Raw genomic sequence first — 17,078 nt, forward strand, 5'->3', positions numbered from 1 at the left:
GCAGCTAACATATCCGTCAGAAACTAACTCGTTAGTCATTTGCGATTTGGCGTTGGAGCAGGACACTCCTGATACGACCCGCATGTGCGGACACCCACCGTCCAGCGCGGCATCCCTGGAGCGGACTCATGGCATCGGTGATTGGAGTCACGGGACTTGCATTTGAGGCGCGGATCGCTGCAGACCTGCATACGCAGGCGATCTGCAGTGGCGATGGCAGCACGCTCGCGGAGTCTCTCGCGTCGGCAATTGCTGAGGATTGCTACGGTCTCATCAGCTTTGGCGTCGCGGGCGGCCTTTCGCCCGACCTCCCGGCAGGCGCATGCGTCGTAGCATCGGCGATCGTTTCGGAAACGATTCAGCTCTTCACTGATCGGGACTGGTCGCAAGCCTTGCTTCGACTCATCCCCGGTTCGATTTATGGCCCTATTGCTGGTGTGGCCACCGTCGCCATGCATCCAGAAGCGAAGCGCTCGCTGCATATGAGTACAGGCGCGCTGGCGGTCGATAACGAATCCCATGTGGCGGCGAGTGTCGCTGCAGCGCGCGGCCTCCCGATGACTGCCGTCCGCGTGATCATGGATCCGGCCGGTCGGCAGCTTCCTGCCGCCGCCCTGGCCGCAGTGCGTGCAAACGGGACAATTGATCTCGCCGCGCTGGCCCGTGCGACAATGAAACAGCCGAGCGAGTTACCGATGTTGCTTCGGACCGGTCTCGACGCACTGTTCGGATCTGCGGCGCTGCTTCGCTGCCGTCAATTGCTTGGCCCTGGATTAGGGCTGCCTTCCTTGCAAGCAGATGAGTCGGAGCCAAGCTCAAGTATCGTAGCGGAAGATCGTATGATCGCCCTCTAGTCGCTTTTTTAACCGAACGGGCTGCTATACCTGCCGACTGCGCGACCTCAACGCGCACTGAAGGTGAGGCCGGCGCGCTCCTTTAGACGGTTGCGCAAGGCCGGCCCCATCAGCGCGCCCGGCGTCCAGATGCCGCCCTCGCCCTGCACGTCGCGCACGACGCAGAGAGCGCTTTCGGTGATCATCTTGCTGGTCGAGCCATAGCCCGGATCGCGGTCGCCGGTGACAACGGCTTCGACCCGTCCGCCATCCGGCACCTCGCCCAGAAAGAAGATGTCGTAGAAGCCCCTCTCGCGCGCTTCCCGGGTCGGGCCTGCGCCGCGTTTGAGACCGCCGGTCCCGAACAAGGACACCACCGTGGCGAAGGTCTCCGTCGTCACGCTCGCGATGTCGCCAAGTCCCGGCGCCACCATCATCTCGTCATAAACGAAGTCCCTGCCGTAGGGATGGCCCAACAGGAAGTTCGTGCGGTGCACGTTCTTGGTGTTGATCGGCGCCATCGGGAACGGCACGAGCCACGCGTGCATGCTCGTGTCATATTCGGGGACGAGGCCCGACGGCTGAGACGGCCCAGTGAAGCCCGGCGTCAACGCGAAGGGATCGGTCAGCAGCCGGATCAGGGCCGGGTCGCGCGCCGCGGCGGCCAGCGTCGCCTGAGCGCTCGCCGCGGTGCCGCCAGACATGCCACCCCTCACCTTGCGTAGACGGGCCTTCACCCGCCGCGCCGGGCGTCCGAATTTCTCGCGCGCCTTCTCCTGCAACGTGAGCACACCGAGATCGAACGGGATGGAATCGAAGCCACAGGAGAAGACGATGCGCGCGCCGGTCCGTTTTGCCTCTTCGTGATGGGCGTCGATCATACCCCGCATCCAGCCCGGTTCGCCGCAAAGATCAACATAGGCCGTGCCGGTGGCCGCGCATGCCGCCACTAGCTCGGAACCGTGAAGCTGATAGGGCCCGACCGTGGTGACGACCACGGCCGCGCGCTCGCACATCGAACGCAGGCTGGCCGGCTCGGCGGCATCCGCCTTCACCAACGGCAAATCGTCCGGTGCGCCGACGTCGGCACGCACTTTCTGGAGTTTGTCGGTCGAGCGTCCCGCAATTGCCCAGGACGGAGCATCGTCGCCGCGATAGGATGTCGCCAGATATTCGGCGATGAGACCCCCGGTGTAACCCGTCGCGCCATAGACGATGAGGTCGAAGTCCCGCTTCACGGCGTTGATCCTCCTCGAGCCCCGAAAGCGCTCCCTTCAGATCCTTAGCGACGCTCGGTACGCTTCGCGGCCTTTTGCGAGGGGCCGCAACATACGGGCCATCGCGCTTGACGAAGGATACCACAATTGCCGCCCTTCGGCGCGCAACCTCCCGGCGATTTCCGGTCCCCCTTGAGAGCCGTCGTGAGTACGGACGCTGGGTCTGGTCGGCGTGGGCCGAAGCAGACAGCCGGCACATTTGAGCGCCTGTGGCCGCTTGCAAACGCCCTCCGACGGCCTACCATGGAGGAGTTCACGTGCAGGAGCGGAGCCATGGAACTCACCGTGGTGCCCATCGTCAAGCCGGATGAGACCAACTTCATCTTCGGCCAGTCGCATTTCATCAAGACCGTGGAAGACCTTCACGAAGCGCTGGTGGGCGCGGTTCCGCGCATCCGCTTCGGGGTGGCTTTCTGCGAGGCCTCCGGCAAGCGGTTGGTGCGCTGCTCCGGTAACGACGACGCCTCGCTCGCCCTGGCACGCGACAACGCATTGGCGATCGGCGCCGGTCACACCTTCCTGATTTTCCTCGGCGACGGGTTCTTTCCCGTCAACGTGCTGCCGGCGGTGCGCGCAGTGCCGGAGGTCTGCCGCATCTATTGCTCGACGGCCAATCCAACACAGGTGATCGTCGCGCAGACGGAACTCGGGCGCGGCGTGCTCGGCGTGGTGGATGGCGCCTCGCCGCTGGGTGTCGAAACCGACGCCGACATTACGTGGCGGAAGGATCTGCTGCGGAACATCGGCTACAAGCTTTAGACCGCGATGGTTCGCCGCCTGGCGGCGCCCGCATGCCGGATATCTATCAACCCAACGCGTCATTGCGAGCGGACGGGCCGTCACGCCCCCTCAAAACTCCTGCGCGAGCTTCGCCAGCATCTCCAGCAGCGCGGCGTGGTTGGCCGGACCGAGCACCTCGATCAGCCGCGCCTCGTGCTTGTTGGCGACCAGCTTCTTGGCGCGCGCCAGCACGGCGCGGCCCTTGTCGGTCAGGACCAGGATGTGGGACCGGCGGTCGTTGGTGGAGCGCATCCGCGCGCAAAGGTCGCGGCTCTCCAGCGCGTCGAGCATCGCGACGAAATTCGGCCTGAGGATGCCGAGCGTGTTGGCGATCTCGGTCTGGTTGCGGCCCGGATTCTTGTCGAGCAGCAGCAGCACCGAGAACTGCGCCGGCGTCAGCTGCAGCGGCGCGACGCAACGCAGGAAATCCTCGAATACCCTGAGCTGCGCGCGCTTCAACGAATAGCCGAGCAATCCGGACAGTTCGCCCAGTTGCAGCATGCCATCGTCCCCGGCAGGATCGGCCGGTTCCCTGCGCAGGGCGCGCGACGAACGGAGGGCATCGGTGGCGGTCTTGGAAACAGTCATCGCTCCAGGCTCGCAATCCCGGTACAAGAATCCCCGCACGACGCGCGGGGACCTTGAGATTATATCCGATAATTGTTATGGACTATATCAAATATCGGCAGCTTTCAACAGCCGATATCGGCCGACCTGACCGGCACAGCCGGTTGCGACGGTCCGACGCTTGAGGGGGAGCGCTCGGCCTTGAACACAACGATCATGCTGTTCCTGCTGCAGGACGGCATCACCAATGGCGCGATCTACGCACTGCTCGGGCTGGCCCTGGTGCTGGTGTTCGCGGTCACGCGGGTGATCCTGATCCCGCAGGGCGAATTCGTCACCTACGGCGCGCTGAGCTACGCCATGCTGGCGACCGGCCAGGTGCCCGGCACGGCGCGGCTTGCCGTCGCGATGGGCCTCGTCGCCTTCGCCCTCGACCTGTTCTTCGCCCGCAACGCGCTGCATGCGCGGCTGGTGATCCGATCGGTCGCGCTCAACATCGCCTTTCCCGTCGCGCTGCTCGGTCTGGTTTACGCGCTGGTCGGCCCCGGCACGCCGGTCGCCGTCAACATCGCGCTCGCGCTCCTGATCGTGGCGGCGATCGGGTTATTCCTCTACCGCATCGCGTTCCAGCCGATCGCGCACACCTCCGTGCTGGTGTTGCTGATCGCCTCGGTCGGCTGCCATCTGGCGCTGCAGGGCCTCGGCCTGGTGTTCTTCGGCGCCGAAGGCCTGCGCGCGCCTGCGCTGTCGAATGCCGCGGTGACCGCAGGCCCGCTGCGCTTCACCGGGCAGAGCCTTGCGGTCTACGGCCTGACGATCGGCTTCATCGTCGCCCTGTGGCTGTTCTTCGGCTACACCAAGACCGGCAAGGCGCTGCGCGCCACCGCGGTCAACCGCCTCGGCGCCCGCCTGGTCGGCATCCGCACCACGCTGTCCGGCCAGATCGCGTTCCTGCTCGCCTCCGTCATCGGCGCGATCTCCGGCATCCTGATCGTGCCGATCACCACGCTCTATTACGACACCGGCTTCCTGATCGGCCTGAAGGGCTTCATCGCCGCCATCATCGGCGGCCTGGTCAGCTATCCCCTGACCGCGGTCGCCGCCATCGTGGTCGGCATCGTCGAGGCCTTCTCATCGTTCTACGCCAGCAATTTCAAGGAAGTCATCGTGTTCACGCTGATCCTCCCCGTGCTCGTGTTGCGCTCGCTCGCGGCGCCCGAGGTCGAAGAAGAGAAGGATTGAGCGCGATGACGCAGCGCCTTCCCCTCATCATCTTCGCGCTCGTGATGGCGGTGATTCCGCTTGTCCCGGGCATCCCCCCGTTCTGGATCGTGCTGCTCGACAATATCGGCCTCGCAGCGCTGGTCGCGATGGGCCTCGTGCTGCTCACCGGCGTCGGCGGCCTGACCTCGTTCGGCCAGGCCGCGTTCTGCGGCTTCGGCGCCTACACCACGGCGGTGCTGACCACCGCCTATGGCGTCTCGCCCTGGCTGACGCTGCCGGCTTCGCTGCTGGTCAGCGGCATCGCCGCCGTGCTGCTCGGCATCGTCACGGTGCGGCTATCCGGCCATTATCTGCCGCTCGGCACCATCGCCTGGGGCATCGGGCTGTTCTATCTGTTCAGCAAGCTCGAATTCCTCGGCCGCAACGACGGCATCTCCGGCATTCCGCCGCTGTCGATCGGCTCGTTCAAGATGCTGAGCCCGGATGCGATCTACTACGCGATCTGGGTCGCGGTGCTGCTGTCCGCTCTGCTGACCATGAACCTCCTGGACTCCCGCACCGGGCGCGCGATCCGCGCCTTGCGGCGCGGTCATGTCGCGGCCGAGGCGTTCGGCGTGCAGACGCCCCGCGCCAAGCTGTTGGTGTTCATCTATGCCGCGGTGCTGGCCGGCCTGTCCGGCTGGCTCTATGCGCATTTCCAGCGCGCCGCCAACCCGACGCCGTTCGGCGCGCAGGCCGGCATCGAGTATCTGTTCATCGCCGTGGTCGGCGGCGCGGGCTACGTCTGGGGCGGCGTGCTCGGCGCCGGCATCGTCGTGATCCTCAAGGAGGTGCTGCAGAGCTACCTGCCCTACATCTTCGGCGGCCAGAGCCAGCTCGAGACCATCGTGTTCGGCATCATGCTGGTGCTGCTGCTGCAGCTCGCGCCGCAGGGCGTCTGGCCCTGGCTGATGTCGCGGCTGCCGTTCAAGCCCGCCCGCAAGACCCCGGACACGGCCGTGAAGCTGGAGCACCGCGAACGGGCGCCAGGAACCTCTCCGATCCTTCTGCACATCGACAAGGCGCGCAAGCAGTTCGGCGGCGTGCTCGCAGTCAACGACGTCTCGTTCGACGTCAACGCCCGCGAGATCGTCGCGCTGATCGGCCCGAACGGCGCCGGCAAGAGCACCACCTTCAATTTGATCACCGGCGTTCTGACCGCAACCAGCGGCAAGATCTCCGTGCTCGGCAAGGAAGTCGAGAACGCCCCGCCGCAGGAGGTCGTCAAGCTCGGCGTTTCCAGGACTTTCCAGCACGTCAAGCTGGTGCCCGACATGACCGTGCTGGAAAATGTCGCGATCGGGGCGCATCTGCGCGGCAATTCCGGCGCGATCTCCAGCATGCTGCGGCTCGACCGCACTGATGAGGCGAAGCTGCTGGCGGAGGCCGCGCGGCAGATCGCGCGCGTCGGCCTGTCCGACCAGATCGACCAGCTCGCGGGCTCGCTGTCGCTCGGGCAGCAACGCATCGTCGAGATCGCCCGCGCGCTGTGCGTCGATCCGATGCTGCTGCTGCTCGACGAGCCGGCCGCCGGCCTGCGCCACATGGAGAAGCAGCGGCTGGCCGCGCTGCTCCGGCAATTGCGCGACGGCGGCATGTCGGTGCTCCTGGTCGAGCACGACATGGGGTTCGTGATGGATCTCGCCGACCGCATCGTGGTGCTGGATTTCGGAACCAAGATCGCCGAGGGCACGCCGGCCGCGATCAAGCGCAACCCCGACGTGATCAAGGCCTATCTCGGAGCCGCCGCATGACTGCGCTGCTATCGGTGACCGACGTCCACATCTCCTACGGCAAGGTCGAGGCGGTGCGCAGCGTTTCGCTCGACGTCGCCCCGAACGAGATCGTCACCATCATCGGTGCCAACGGCGCCGGCAAGACCACACTGCTCAACGCCATCATGGGCGTGCTGCCGCTGAAGGGCCGCACGACGTTCGCGGGCGTCGACATGGCGCCGCTCGATATCGAGGATCGCGTCGCGACCGGCCTCAGCCTGGTGCCCGAGCATCGCGAATTGTTCAGCACCATGGATGTCGAGGACAATCTCGAGCTCGGCGCCTTCCGGATCGCGAAGGCCGTCGCGGCGGCCTCGCTGGAGCGGGTCTACACGCTGTTCCCGCGGCTCAAGGAGCGGCGCAAGCAACTTGCCGGCACTCTGTCCGGCGGCGAGCAGCAGATGCTGGCGATGGGCCGCGCGCTGATGGGCGCGCCGAAGCTCCTGATGCTGGACGAGCCGAGCCTCGGCCTTGCCCCGATCATCGTCGCCGACATCTTCCGCATTGTCGGCGAGCTCCGCGCCGCCGGCGTCTCGGTGCTGCTGGTCGAGCAGAACGCCCAGGCCGCATTGCAGATCGCCGACCGCGCCTATGTCATGGAGCTCGGCGAGTTCGTGCTCGCTGGCCCCGCGACGGAGATCGCCGCCAACAAGGGCGTCGCCGCGAGCTATCTCGGCTTCCAGCACGAAGGCGAGAGCGCGATCTAGATTTGCCCTTGTTGTGCGTCGGTTGCCAGTGGTGATTGAGGTACTATCGACGCGGATAGACCGTCACCCCACCCCGCTTCGCATCGCTATTTGCGATGCAAAGCGACCCTCCCCCTCCAGGGGAGGGTAAGAGCCGTCCATCGACTTGCATTCGCGCGAAGATTGCGTTCCACTTTACCCTCCCCTGGAGGGGGAGGGTCGATTGCGCGCGCGATGCGCAGCATCGTGGGTGCAATCGGGGTGGGGTGAAGCCAAACAAATGGTCTCAACATCGATCCGAAGAGCAACTGCGAAGAAGCTGCGAGCGAATACCACACCGCATGAACGAATACTGTGGCGCGCGCTGAGAGAGCTGCCAACGGACGGAACGCATTTTCGAAGACAGGCACCGATTGGCCCTTACGTCGTCGATTTCTTCTGCCCGGCCAAACGACTCGTCGTCGAGCTCGACGGCGGACACCACAACGAAGACGAGACCGCGAAACACGATCGCGAACGGCAGCATTGGCTCGAGAAAGAAGGCTACCGCGTCATCCGGTTCTGGAATTCGGAGATCACGGCTGACCTCAACGCCGTGCTGGAGCGGATCTATGTCGAGATCTACGGTGCGCGCGAAGCGGTAGCCGTGCCACTGAAGCACCACCGACGACGATAGAGCGTCACCCCACCCCGCTTCGCATCGCTGACGCGATGCGAAGCGACCCTCCCCCTCCAGGGGAGGGTAAGAAAAAAGCCGGCCCGTTATCGAGGCCGGCTTTCTCACCTCATTGATTCAGACCGGCTCACATCGCCGGGACGTATTTGCCGCCCTTGACCGTCAGCAGGATGCGCGAGCGGTCGTCGAGGCCGTAGCGATCCTTCTCCGTCCAGTTGTAGACGCCCTGGCTCGCGACGATCTCCTTCTCGGAGACGAACGCCTGGCGGATAGCCTCGCGGAATTCCGGCGTGCCGGGCTTGGCGGTCTTCAGCGCGGTCGGGATGATGCGCTTCAGCACCTCGAAGGCGTCGTAGGAATGGCCGGCGAACTGGCTGCGGCTGTTGGCGCCGTATTTGGCTTCATAGGCCGCGTTCAGCGCAAGACCGGGCTTCTTGGTCAGCGCGCTGTCGGGCTGGGTTTCCGGCGACATGATCGGACCGGCCGACATGATGACGCCTTCCGCCGACGCGCCCGCAATGCGGATGAAGTCCATGGTGGCGGCACCGTGGGTCTGGTAGATCAGGCCCTTGTAGCCGCGCTCGCGCAGCGACGTCTGCGGCAGCGCCGCGGCGGTGCCGGATGCGCCGACCAGGATGGCGTCCGGATTGGCGGCGACGAGCTTCAGCACCTGTCCCGCGACCGACGTATCCGGACGCGCGAAGCGCTCCTCATCGGTCATGGTCAAGCCCATCGGCACGGCCTGCGCCTTGAAGTCATTGACCCAGAGGTCGCCGTAGGAATCCGAATAGCCGATATAGCCGACGGTCTTGATGTTGTGCGCCTTCATGTGCTCGTAGAGCACCTTGCCCATGATCGGAATCGACTGCGGCAGGTCGACCGACCACTTTGCGCGGGCGTCGTTGATCGGGAACGGCGCGAGGCCGAGATGCGGGATGCCGGCCTCGTTGGCGACCGTCGACACCGCGATCGTCGTCGGCGTGATGCAGGAGCCCATGATGATGTCGGCCTTGGACTCCGTGACGAAGCGCCGGGTATTGGTGGTCGCAGCCGTCGGGTCGCCGCCGTCGTCGAGCACGATCAGCTTCAGCGGCACCCCGCCGATCTCCTTCGGCACGAAATCGAGCGCGTTGCGCTCGGGAATGCCGAGCGCCGCGGCGGGCCCCGTGGTCGAGATCGTGATGCCGATGGTGATTTCATTGGTCTGCGCCTGTGCGGGCGCGCCCGGCAGCGCGATGGCTGCTGCGAGCGCCGCGGCGGCGAGAGTGGCCTTCCTCATTCATTCCTCCCTGCAGTTAAGTTTTTTGGGTTTAAAACGGTCTTGCGGGCCAATTCAGCCCCTTCTTTAGAGCATGATCCGGAAAAGTGGAAACCGGTTTTCCGAGAGGATCATGCTCCGAAAGTCGTGTCATGAGGGGTGCGAGTCAGCCCTTCATGAAGCGGTCAATGATCTCCTGCGGAAACGGCGCCGATTTCAGCCTGGCGGGATCGTCCGGGTGGCGGCCGACCAGCACCCTGGTCTCGAACGCCTCGATCGCCAACGCCTCGCCCTTGAAGACGCGATGCACCACCTCGAAGCTCGAGCGCTTGATGCTCTCGACCCGGCTCTCGATGCCAATCCAGTCGCCATGGGTCGACGGGATGTGGAATTTCGCCCGCGTGTCGACCATGGGAATGCCGACCAGGCCGTATTTGTGGACGAGGTCCTGCTTCGAATAGCCGGCGGCTTCGAACATGATCGAGGTCGAGTCGTCGAACATCGCGAAGTAGCGTGGGTAGTAGACGATGTTGGCGGGGTCGCAATCGCCCCACTGGATCTGCACGTCGCGCCGATTGACGAACATGGTTTACCCTCGATCGAGCATGAGCGATCCAGAAGGGCGTTCATGCTCTTCCGGATCATGCTTCAGCGCGGCGCCATCCGGAGCGCGGCATCGAGCCGCACCACTTCGCCGTTCAGATAGGGATTGTCGATCATGTGCAGCGCCAGCGAGGCGAACTCGTCGGCCTGGCCGAGCCGGCGCGGGAACGGGATCGCGGCAGCGAGCGAATCCTGCGCTTCCTGCGGCAGGCCGGCCAGCAAGGGCGTCATGAACAGGCCGGGCGCGATGGTCAGCACGCGGATGCCGAATTGCGCGAGCTCCCGCGCGATCGGCAGCGTCATCGCGACGATGCCGCCCTTCGATGCCGAATAGGCCGCCTGCCCGATCTGGCCGTCATAGGCCGCAACCGACGCCGTCGAGATCACGACGCCGCGCTCGCCGGTTGCGAGCGGCTCGAGCTTGGCCATGTCAGCGGTCGCAAGCCGCAGCATGTTGAACGAGCCGATCAGATTGACCTTGATCACCTTGTCGAAGTCGGCGAGCGCCATCGGCCCCTCGCGGCCGATCACGCGTTTTGCCACCCCGATGCCGGCACAGTTGACCAGCACGCGCGCCGGGCCGTGCGCCTTGGCGGCGGCCGCCACCGCGGCCTCGGCGGCCGCCGCATCGGCGACGTCGCAGACCACCGGAATGCCGCCGATCTCGACCGCGACGCTTTCGGCGAGCTTGGCGTTGAGGTCGCAGACCGCGACCCTGGCGCCCTGCGCGGCGAGACGGCGCGCGGTCGCAGCGCCCAATCCCGATGCGCCTCCGGTGACGATGGCGGCCTGGTCCTTCAACTGCATGGCTTTCTCCTGTTCGAGAACTAGACGAGTGTAATCACCGATGCCGGCGGCACCGGCGCATAGAGCGCTTCGATGATGTCCGTGCGATGCTCCAGCACGGCGCGCTGGTTGATCGAACCCTTGTCGGTGACCTCGCCGCGATCGATCGACAGTGGCGTGTCGAGCAGGAGCGCGCGCGCGATCCGGTTCGACGAGCCGGTGGCGCCGGCCAAGACACGCGCGAAGCGCTCGCGGAAAGCCGCTCGCACCAGCGGATCATTGGCCGCGGCCGCAATATCATTGCCGGCGAGCGCCGGATTGATCAGGCGGCAGCCATCGAGATCGAGGATCACGATTGCTGCAAGCTCGTCGCGGTTGAGCCCCGCGATCACGACGTCGCGCACCAGCGGCGCGCAGGTGCCGACGAAGCGCGCCCGCAACGGGCCGACGCTGACCCAGGTGCCGCTCGCCAGCTTGAAATCCTCGGCGATGCGACCGTCGAAATCGAAACCGGCATCGAGATCGCCAGCGTCGGCGGGCTTCAGCGCGTCGCCGAACTTGTAAAACCCTTCCTCGTCGAACGCCTTGGCGGTCAGCTCGGGCTGCCGCCAGTAGCCCGGCGTCACGTTCGGGCCCCTGGCGCGGACCTCGAGCTTGCCGTTGTTCGGAACGAGCTTCGCATCATTGCCGGACACCGGAAGCCCGACATGGCCGGAGCGGCTGGTATCGGGGCGCACCGACATGAAGAACGGCGAGGTCTCGGTGGCGCCGAGGCCGGTCAGGACAGGCACACGATAGCCCTTCTCCTGCACGGCGAGCGCATCGAGGCTATTCCAGATGAACGGCGACAGCGCGGCGCCCGAGAAGAACATCGCATGCAGCCGGTCGAAGAATTTTGCCCGCAGACCGGCATCGTCGCGCAGATAGGGCAGCAGCGATTCATAGCCCTTGGGCACGTTGAAATAGACCGTCGGCGAAATCTCACGCAGGTTTCTCACGGTCTCCTCGATGCCGCCGGGCATCGGCTTGCCCTCGTCGAGATACATCGAGCCGCCGTTATAGAGCGTCAGCCCGACATTGTGATTGCCGCCGAAGGTGTGATTCCACGGCAACCAGTCGACGATGACCGGCGGCTCGTCCTTGAGGAACGCCAGCGTCTCGCGCAGCATCACCTGGTTGGCGCAGATCATGCGCTGGGTGTTGATGACGGCCTTGGGATTGCCGGTCGACCCCGACGTCAGCAGGAATTTCGCGATCGTGTCCGGACCGATTGCCGCATGGGTCGCATCGAGGCGCGGGTCTTCCGGCGTCGCCATGAGGCCGGCGAGGCGCGTCACGTCACGGCCGGGCACGGTGCCGCGGCTCGCGGCGATCTCGACATCGGGTCCGACATTGGCACGCAGCGCGTCGGCGAATTTGTCGGCATCGTCGACGAAGATGAGGCCTGGCGTCAGAAGCTTGATGACGAAGCTGAGCTTGCCGTAGTCGCGCGACACCAGCGAATAGGCCGGCGACACCGGGCAGAACGGAACGCCGGCATAGAGCGCGCCGAGCGCCATCAGCGCGTGATCGATCGAATTGCCCGACAGGATCACGATCGGCCGCTCGGCCGACAATCCGCGCGCGATCAACGCGGAGGCGATGCGCCGCGCCGTCTCGAGCAATTGCGCGTAGGTGATCTGCCGCCAGCCACCGGCTGTACGTTCGGCCATGAACACGCGGTTCGGCTCGGCCTTCGCCCAGTGGTGCAGGCGATCGGTGAGGCGAACCGGAAAATCCGCGAGGCTGAGCTTCGGACGGAGATAGATCGTGCCGTCGGCGCGGCGCTCGACGCTGACGTCGGGATTGCCGAACGAGATCGGGCGCAGCGGATGCGCGGTGCTGGCGGTTGCAGACGGCGCGGCGCTCATGTCGGCTTCACCTTGGCGGTCTTGCGATCAAGAAACGCACGGATGCGTTTCTTGGCTTCCTTGTCGCTCTGCGCCACGGTCGCCATCAGCGATTCCATCAAGAGGCCGGTCTGCGGATTGGCCTCGGCGATCATCGGCAACGCCTGCAACACGGCGAAGTTGGTCAGCGGCGCGTTGGCGGCGACGCGCTCGGCAAGCTCCAGCGCTTTCGACAGCGCGCCGTCTGCCTCGGTGAGGTATTGCGAGAAGCCGTAGGCGGCGCCCTCGGTCGCCGAATAGACCCGGCCGGTCAGCATCATGTCCGCCATCCTGGGCACGCCGATCAGGCGCGGCAGCCGCACCGATCCGCCGCCGCCGACGAAGATGCCGCGCTGGCCCTCGGGCAGCGCGAAATAGGCCGACGGCTCGGCAACCCGGATATGCGCGGCGCAGGCCAGCTCCAGCCCGCCGCCGATCACCGCGCCCTTCAGCGCGGCGATGACCGGCACGCGGCAATACTGGATGCGGTCGAACACGCGGTGCCACATCTGGGAATGCACCAGGCCCTCGGTGGCGTCGCGCTCGGTCAGTTCGGAGAGGTCGAGGCCGGACGAGAAGTGATCGCCGATACCATGGATGACGACGGCGCCGACCGCATCCGGTATCGCGGAGAAGCAATCCCGCAGCGCCAGGATGATGCCGTCGTTCAGCGCATTGCGCTTGGCGGGACGGTTCAGCCCGACCGTCAGCACCGCCCCCCGCGTCTCGATCCTGAGCAGCGAGGCGTCTCCCCCGCCGGCAGCGTTTCCCATGGCGTTATTGCTTCCTGTTCAGAATAGTTATGTTTTATAACTATCATCGCAGGAGTCAATACACGCGTGACGGCTTGACCCTGCCCTGGAGGGGGAGGGTCGGCTCACATGAAGCGTAGCGGAATGTGAGACGGGGTGGGGTGATCTCTCAACACGGGCAGCGCTTGAATGGAAAGACTGTCACCCCACCTCGGTTCGCATTGCGCTCCGCTTCATGCGAACCGATCCTCCCCCTCCAGGGGAGAATGGGAGCCCCTACAGCACCTGATGCACGTCGATCACGACGCGGTCGGCGTAGCGGGCGGCGGAGCCGACGAAGATGTGCTGCATCAGCCAGCGGTAGTTTTCGGCGCCGGTTTCGAATTTCGGCACGGTGCGGAAATAGATCAGCTTCGGGTCGACCGGCTCGCCGCGCTTCAGCTTCTGCAACAACTCGACCGGCCCGAAGCGGATGCCCTTGTTCTCGACATAGACGACGGCGCCGTCGTCGGTCTCGAACGCATATTTCGCCTCCAGCTCGATCAGCTCATCGGGCCGGATGATCTGGAAGTCGGCGCCGAACGCCAGCACCTTGCCGTTGACCTTCTCGCCCCTCACCTCGCCGCCGATGATCGGAATGATGCGGCGGACGCCGCTGCCGATGTCGCCGGCGGAGGTCACCCCGGCGATCCGGGCAGTGATGGTGAAGACGTATCGGGTCTCGAGCTCGGGATTCATAAGCCTAACCAATCATGCGCTGCGGCAGCCAGGTCGCAAGCAGCGGGAACAGGATCAGGATCACCAGCCGGATCAGATCGGTGATGACGAACGGCAGCACGCCGACAAAGATCGTCGACATGTTGACGTCCTTGATGACGCTCTTGATCACGAACACGTTCATGCCGACCGGCGGATGGATCAGGCCGAGTTCGACCGTCATGACGATGATGATGCCGAACCAGATCGGATCGAAGCCGAGCGCGGTCACCACCGGAAACACGATCGGCACGGTGAGGATCACCATCGCCATCGCGTCCATCAGGCAGCCGAGCACCAGATACATCAGGAGGATCAGCGCCAGAACGCCATAGGGGCCGATGCCGAGCCCGGTGAGGAACTCGGTGACGTGCTGCGGCGTCTGGGTGATGGTGAGAAAATAGCCGAAGCAGAGCGCGCCGATCAGCACCGTGAACACGGCGGCCGCGGTGCGCGTCGCCTGCAGCAGCGATTGCAGGATGCCTTCCCTGGTCAGCTTGCCACGGAGGATACCGATGATGAAGGCGCCCACCGCGCCGACCGCGCCGGCTTCGGTCGGGACAAAGAAGCCGCCATAGAGCCCGCCGATCACGAACAGGAACAGCAGCAGCGGCGACCAGACGTCGCGCAGCGCAACGAAGCGCTCATGCCACGACGCCTTCTTTCCCGCCGGCAGGAAGCCGGGCCGCGTCACGCCGATGATGCCGATCGTGATCATGTGCATCACGATCGCGAGCAGGCCCGGCACCACGCCCGCGATGAACAGCTTGCCGATGTCCTGCTGGGTGATGATGCCGTAGACCGCGAGCACGGTGGACGGCGGCAGCATCGCCCCGAGCGTGCCGCCGACCGCGATCACGCCGGCGGCGAATGACTGCGGATAGCCGAAGCGGCGCATCTCGGGATAGGCGACGGCGGAGAAGGTCGCGGCGGTCGCGACCGACGAGCCCGAGATCGCGGCAAAGCCGCCGCAGGCGGCGATCGTCGCGATGCCGAGCCCGCCTTTCCAGTGGCCGACGAAGGTGTTGGCGGCGCGGAACAGCTCGCGGCTGATGCCCGAGACGGACACGAAGGCGCCCATCAACAAGAACATCGGGATCACGCCGAAGGAATAATCCGTCACCGTGCGCATCGTGGTCTGGCCGACCAGCTTGAGCGCCGGTGCGAAGCCGGTGAGATAGCCGAAGCCGGTGATGCCGACGAGGCCCATCGCCATGCCGACGGGGACACGGAGCAGCATCAGCACGAACAGGCTGACAAAGCCGATGACGGCGACGGTCTCGGGACTGAGGTCGAGACTCATGGCCGTCTACTCCGCGGTCTTGATCTTGGCATCATGGATATCTTCCGGATGGAAGATCAGGCGGTAGGTGCGGATCGCGATCAGCAGCACCGCGGAGACATCGCCGATCCACGACACCAGGAAGAACGGCCAGACCGGAACGCCGAGATCCATGGTGACGATATGGCTGTTCCTGGTGTCGATCACCTTGTCGACCAGCGTGTAGGTCTGCACGCTCACCACGAACAGCAGCACCAGCGTCGCAAAGATGTCGATCCAGCGCTGGTAGCGTGGCGAGGCGTTGGCCCAGACCAGATCCACGGTGATGTGGGTGCCGCGATAGCTGGTCGCCGCGATGCCCCAGAAGATCAGGATGCCGAGCAGGAACTGGCCGAAATTGTAATAGTCGGGGATCGTCACCGCGAAGAATTTTCGCATGAACACCGCGGTGAAGGTGTTGAGCGCCACGACGCCGACGAAGAAGGCCGCGACCCATTCGATCGAATCGATGAAGCGATCCATGAAATTCTTGCGCGCCGGCTCGGGTGGGCCGGTGATCGCGCCGTCTGGGGAAACTTCGGAATTGGCAGCCATGGTTCGAGATCCCACCCCGCGTCATGGCCGGGCTCGTCCCGGCCATCCACGTCTTCGTTTCCGTTGAGAAGTAAGGCGTGGATGCCCGGGTCATCTGCGCGAAGACGCGCTTCGCGCTTTAGCCCGGGCATGACGACCTCATTTGCCTCGGCGGCTCGTCTAGATCCCCGCCTCGTACTTCTTCAGCGTGGCCTGCAGATCGGCGTCGATCTTTGCCGCATCGCCGCCGGCCTTCTTCACCGCCTCGGCCCAGCTGTCGCGCAGCGGCTTGACCGCCTTCTTCCACTCGGCGAGCTGATCCGATGTCAGCGGGTAGACCTCGTGGCCTTCCAGCGCCTTCATCTTGGTGCGGCCATTGGCTTCGAAATCGGTCCAGGGATCGGTGACCTTCGATGCCCATTCGGGCGTGCAATGGCTGTCGATCACCTTCTTCTGGGCGTCCGACATCGAATTATATTTGGCGAGGTTCATGTTGTAGGTGAACACCGTCGAATAGAGCGGCACGTCCATGTGGTACTTCACCACCTTGTCGATGCCGAACAGGAAGATCGAGCCCCAGGGGAAGGTGATCTCGTCGGCCACGCCGCGCTCGATCGCGTCGCGCGATTCCGGCGCGGAGGCCTGCACATTGGTGCCGCCGAACATCTTCACCATTTCGCCGATGGTGCTCTGCGCGGGCCGCACCTTGACGCCGGAGAAGTCGCTCGGCAGCACGATCTTCTTCTTGCCATGCAACGCGCCCGGATCGTGGATGAAGGCGAAGCACAGCTTGGTGTCCTTCATCTCGGTCGGCGCATATTTGTGGTACCACTCGTTCAGCGCCAGCGTGCCCTTCTTGCCGTCGGAAAAGGTGAACGGAAGCTGGCCGGCGGCCGCGATCGGGAAACGGCCGGGCTGATAGCCGGGATTGACATAGGTGACGTCGGCGATGCCGTCGCGCGCCATGTCGTAATGGTCGAACGCCTTGCCGAGCTGCTCGGACGGAAACACGGTGACCTTGATGGTGCCGCCCGATGCCTTCTCGATGTCGGCGGCCCAGGCCTGGGTCGCCGGCACCAGCGGATGCGCCGGCGGCACCCAGAGCGACACTTTGAGATTGACGGTCTTGTCCTGCGCGACAGCAGGTCCTGCGGCCGGTACGATGGCGGCGGCCATCAACACCGCCAACACTGTTTTCCTCATCACGTCTCCTCCTCTCCAGGGCGGGCTTGGTGCCCGGTCTCATTACTTAACATGTTATCTAATTCGCGCGGATATTCAAG

17 protein-coding genes are annotated in these 17,078 nt (G+C 65.0%); 6 read left to right on the plus strand and 11 right to left on the minus strand.

Features of this window, described 5'->3' with window-relative positions:
* The first annotated feature begins 128 nt into the window (after positions 1-128).
* The gene (locus XI02_RS42620) at positions 129-854 is read left to right on the plus strand and encodes an adenosylhopane nucleosidase (protein ID WP_172646513.1); all 726 of its coding nucleotides are present in this window, start codon (positions 129-131) and stop codon (positions 852-854) included.
* A gap of 47 nt (positions 855-901) precedes the next feature.
* Here the strand turns inward: XI02_RS42620 and XI02_RS42625 are convergent, their stop codons facing one another.
* Positions 902-2,071, minus strand: coding sequence for a trans-acting enoyl reductase family protein (locus XI02_RS42625; protein ID WP_172646512.1), 1,170 nt, complete (start codon positions 2,069-2,071; stop codon positions 902-904).
* 312 nt (positions 2,072-2,383) lie between these two features.
* Between XI02_RS42625 and XI02_RS42630 the strand changes: the two genes are divergently transcribed.
* Positions 2,384-2,869: an adenosine-specific kinase gene (locus tag XI02_RS42630; RefSeq protein WP_016840941.1), complete on the plus strand. Its 486-nt coding sequence runs from the start codon at positions 2,384-2,386 to the stop codon at positions 2,867-2,869.
* Positions 2,870-2,959: 90 nt separating this feature from the next.
* Here XI02_RS42630 and XI02_RS42635 read toward each other — a convergent pair whose 3' ends face one another.
* On the minus strand, positions 2,960-3,478 hold the full coding sequence (locus tag XI02_RS42635) for a MarR family winged helix-turn-helix transcriptional regulator (protein WP_016840940.1): 519 nt from the start codon (positions 3,476-3,478) through the stop codon (positions 2,960-2,962).
* A gap of 180 nt (positions 3,479-3,658) precedes the next feature.
* On the opposite strand from XI02_RS42635, the gene XI02_RS42640 reads away from it, so the two are divergent.
* From XI02_RS42640 to XI02_RS42655, 4 genes are all read left to right on the plus strand, one after another.
* Positions 3,659-4,699 (plus strand): branched-chain amino acid ABC transporter permease, encoded by a 1,041-nt coding sequence (locus tag XI02_RS42640; protein ID WP_016840939.1) that lies wholly within the window; start codon positions 3,659-3,661, stop codon positions 4,697-4,699.
* Between the two features lie 5 nt (positions 4,700-4,704).
* Positions 4,705-6,474, plus strand: a complete 1,770-nt coding sequence (locus XI02_RS42645; RefSeq protein ID WP_172646511.1) for an ATP-binding cassette domain-containing protein — start codon at positions 4,705-4,707, stop codon at positions 6,472-6,474.
* A complete protein-coding gene (locus XI02_RS42650; protein WP_172646510.1) occupies positions 6,471-7,202 on the plus strand; it encodes an ABC transporter ATP-binding protein in 732 nt (243 codons plus the stop codon). Before XI02_RS42645 ends, XI02_RS42650 begins: the two co-directional genes overlap by 4 nt.
* Positions 7,203-7,461: 259 nt before the next feature.
* Positions 7,462-7,857, plus strand: a complete 396-nt coding sequence (locus tag XI02_RS42655; protein WP_069280363.1) for an endonuclease domain-containing protein — start codon at positions 7,462-7,464, stop codon at positions 7,855-7,857.
* Positions 7,858-7,984: 127 nt separating this feature from the next.
* On the opposite strand, the gene XI02_RS42660 is transcribed toward XI02_RS42655, so the two are convergent.
* From XI02_RS42660 to XI02_RS42700, 9 genes are all read right to left on the minus strand, one after another.
* A complete protein-coding gene (locus tag XI02_RS42660; RefSeq protein ID WP_172646509.1) occupies positions 7,985-9,136 on the minus strand; it encodes an ABC transporter substrate-binding protein in 1,152 nt (383 codons plus the stop codon).
* A gap of 145 nt (positions 9,137-9,281) precedes the next feature.
* Positions 9,282-9,701: a thioesterase family protein gene (locus XI02_RS42665; RefSeq protein WP_172646508.1), complete on the minus strand. Its 420-nt coding sequence runs from the start codon at positions 9,699-9,701 to the stop codon at positions 9,282-9,284.
* Between the two features lie 62 nt (positions 9,702-9,763).
* Positions 9,764-10,525 carry an SDR family NAD(P)-dependent oxidoreductase gene (locus tag XI02_RS42670; protein WP_172646507.1) on the minus strand — a complete coding sequence of 254 codons (762 nt, stop codon included), beginning with the start codon at positions 10,523-10,525 and terminating at the stop codon, positions 9,764-9,766.
* Positions 10,526-10,545: 20 nt separating this feature from the next.
* Positions 10,546-12,414 carry a feruloyl-CoA synthase gene (locus tag XI02_RS42675; protein ID WP_172646506.1) on the minus strand — a complete coding sequence of 623 codons (1,869 nt, stop codon included), beginning with the start codon at positions 12,412-12,414 and terminating at the stop codon, positions 10,546-10,548.
* Complete coding sequence (locus XI02_RS42680) at positions 12,411-13,205, minus strand: crotonase/enoyl-CoA hydratase family protein (RefSeq protein WP_026191952.1); 795 nt, start codon at positions 13,203-13,205, stop codon at positions 12,411-12,413. Before XI02_RS42680 ends, XI02_RS42675 begins: the two co-directional genes overlap by 4 nt.
* Before the next feature lie 255 nt (positions 13,206-13,460).
* Entirely contained in the window at positions 13,461-13,922 is a 462-nt protein-coding gene (locus tag XI02_RS42685) for a DUF3237 domain-containing protein (RefSeq protein WP_069280366.1), read from the minus strand.
* A 4-nt stretch (positions 13,923-13,926) separates the two neighbouring features.
* Complete coding sequence (locus tag XI02_RS42690; protein WP_016847481.1) at positions 13,927-15,243, minus strand: TRAP transporter large permease; 1,317 nt, start codon at positions 15,241-15,243, stop codon at positions 13,927-13,929.
* A 6-nt stretch (positions 15,244-15,249) separates the two neighbouring features.
* Positions 15,250-15,816 (minus strand): TRAP transporter small permease, encoded by a 567-nt coding sequence (locus XI02_RS42695; RefSeq protein WP_016847480.1) that lies wholly within the window; start codon positions 15,814-15,816, stop codon positions 15,250-15,252.
* Positions 15,817-15,975: 159 nt separating this feature from the next.
* Positions 15,976-16,998 (minus strand): TRAP transporter substrate-binding protein, encoded by a 1,023-nt coding sequence (locus XI02_RS42700; protein WP_172646505.1) that lies wholly within the window; start codon positions 16,996-16,998, stop codon positions 15,976-15,978.
* Between the last annotated feature and the right edge of the window lie 80 nt (positions 16,999-17,078).

The sequence above is a fragment of the Bradyrhizobium sp. CCBAU 21365 genome (genome assembly GCF_015291305.1).
GTDB lineage: Bacteria > Pseudomonadota > Alphaproteobacteria > Rhizobiales > Xanthobacteraceae > Bradyrhizobium > Bradyrhizobium elkanii.

Bases quoted from the DNA above. Each gene is read 5' to 3' on its own strand.
- XI02_RS42620 (WP_172646513.1), top strand. From the start codon at position 129: ATGGCATCGGTGATTGGAGTCACGGGACTTGCATTTGAGGCGCGGATC.
- XI02_RS42630 (WP_016840941.1), top strand. From the start codon at position 2,384: ATGGAACTCACCGTGGTGCCCATCGTCAAGCCGGATGAGACCAACTTC.
- XI02_RS42635 (WP_016840940.1), bottom strand. From the start codon at position 3,478: ATGACTGTTTCCAAGACCGCCACCGATGCCCTCCGTTCGTCGCGCGCC.
- XI02_RS42645 (WP_172646511.1), top strand. From the start codon at position 4,705: ATGACGCAGCGCCTTCCCCTCATCATCTTCGCGCTCGTGATGGCGGTG.
- XI02_RS42650 (WP_172646510.1), top strand. From the start codon at position 6,471: ATGACTGCGCTGCTATCGGTGACCGACGTCCACATCTCCTACGGCAAG.
- XI02_RS42655 (WP_069280363.1), top strand. From the start codon at position 7,462: ATGGTCTCAACATCGATCCGAAGAGCAACTGCGAAGAAGCTGCGAGCG.
- XI02_RS42660 (WP_172646509.1), bottom strand. From the start codon at position 9,136: ATGAGGAAGGCCACTCTCGCCGCCGCGGCGCTCGCAGCAGCCATCGCG.
- XI02_RS42665 (WP_172646508.1), bottom strand. From the start codon at position 9,701: ATGTTCGTCAATCGGCGCGACGTGCAGATCCAGTGGGGCGATTGCGAC.
- XI02_RS42670 (WP_172646507.1), bottom strand. From the start codon at position 10,525: ATGCAGTTGAAGGACCAGGCCGCCATCGTCACCGGAGGCGCATCGGGA.
- XI02_RS42675 (WP_172646506.1), bottom strand. From the start codon at position 12,414: ATGAGCGCCGCGCCGTCTGCAACCGCCAGCACCGCGCATCCGCTGCGC.
- XI02_RS42680 (WP_026191952.1), bottom strand. From the start codon at position 13,205: ATGGGAAACGCTGCCGGCGGGGGAGACGCCTCGCTGCTCAGGATCGAG.
- XI02_RS42685 (WP_069280366.1), bottom strand. From the start codon at position 13,922: ATGAATCCCGAGCTCGAGACCCGATACGTCTTCACCATCACTGCCCGG.
- XI02_RS42690 (WP_016847481.1), bottom strand. From the start codon at position 15,243: ATGAGTCTCGACCTCAGTCCCGAGACCGTCGCCGTCATCGGCTTTGTC.
- XI02_RS42695 (WP_016847480.1), bottom strand. From the start codon at position 15,816: ATGGCTGCCAATTCCGAAGTTTCCCCAGACGGCGCGATCACCGGCCCA.
- XI02_RS42700 (WP_172646505.1), bottom strand. From the start codon at position 16,998: ATGAGGAAAACAGTGTTGGCGGTGTTGATGGCCGCCGCCATCGTACCG.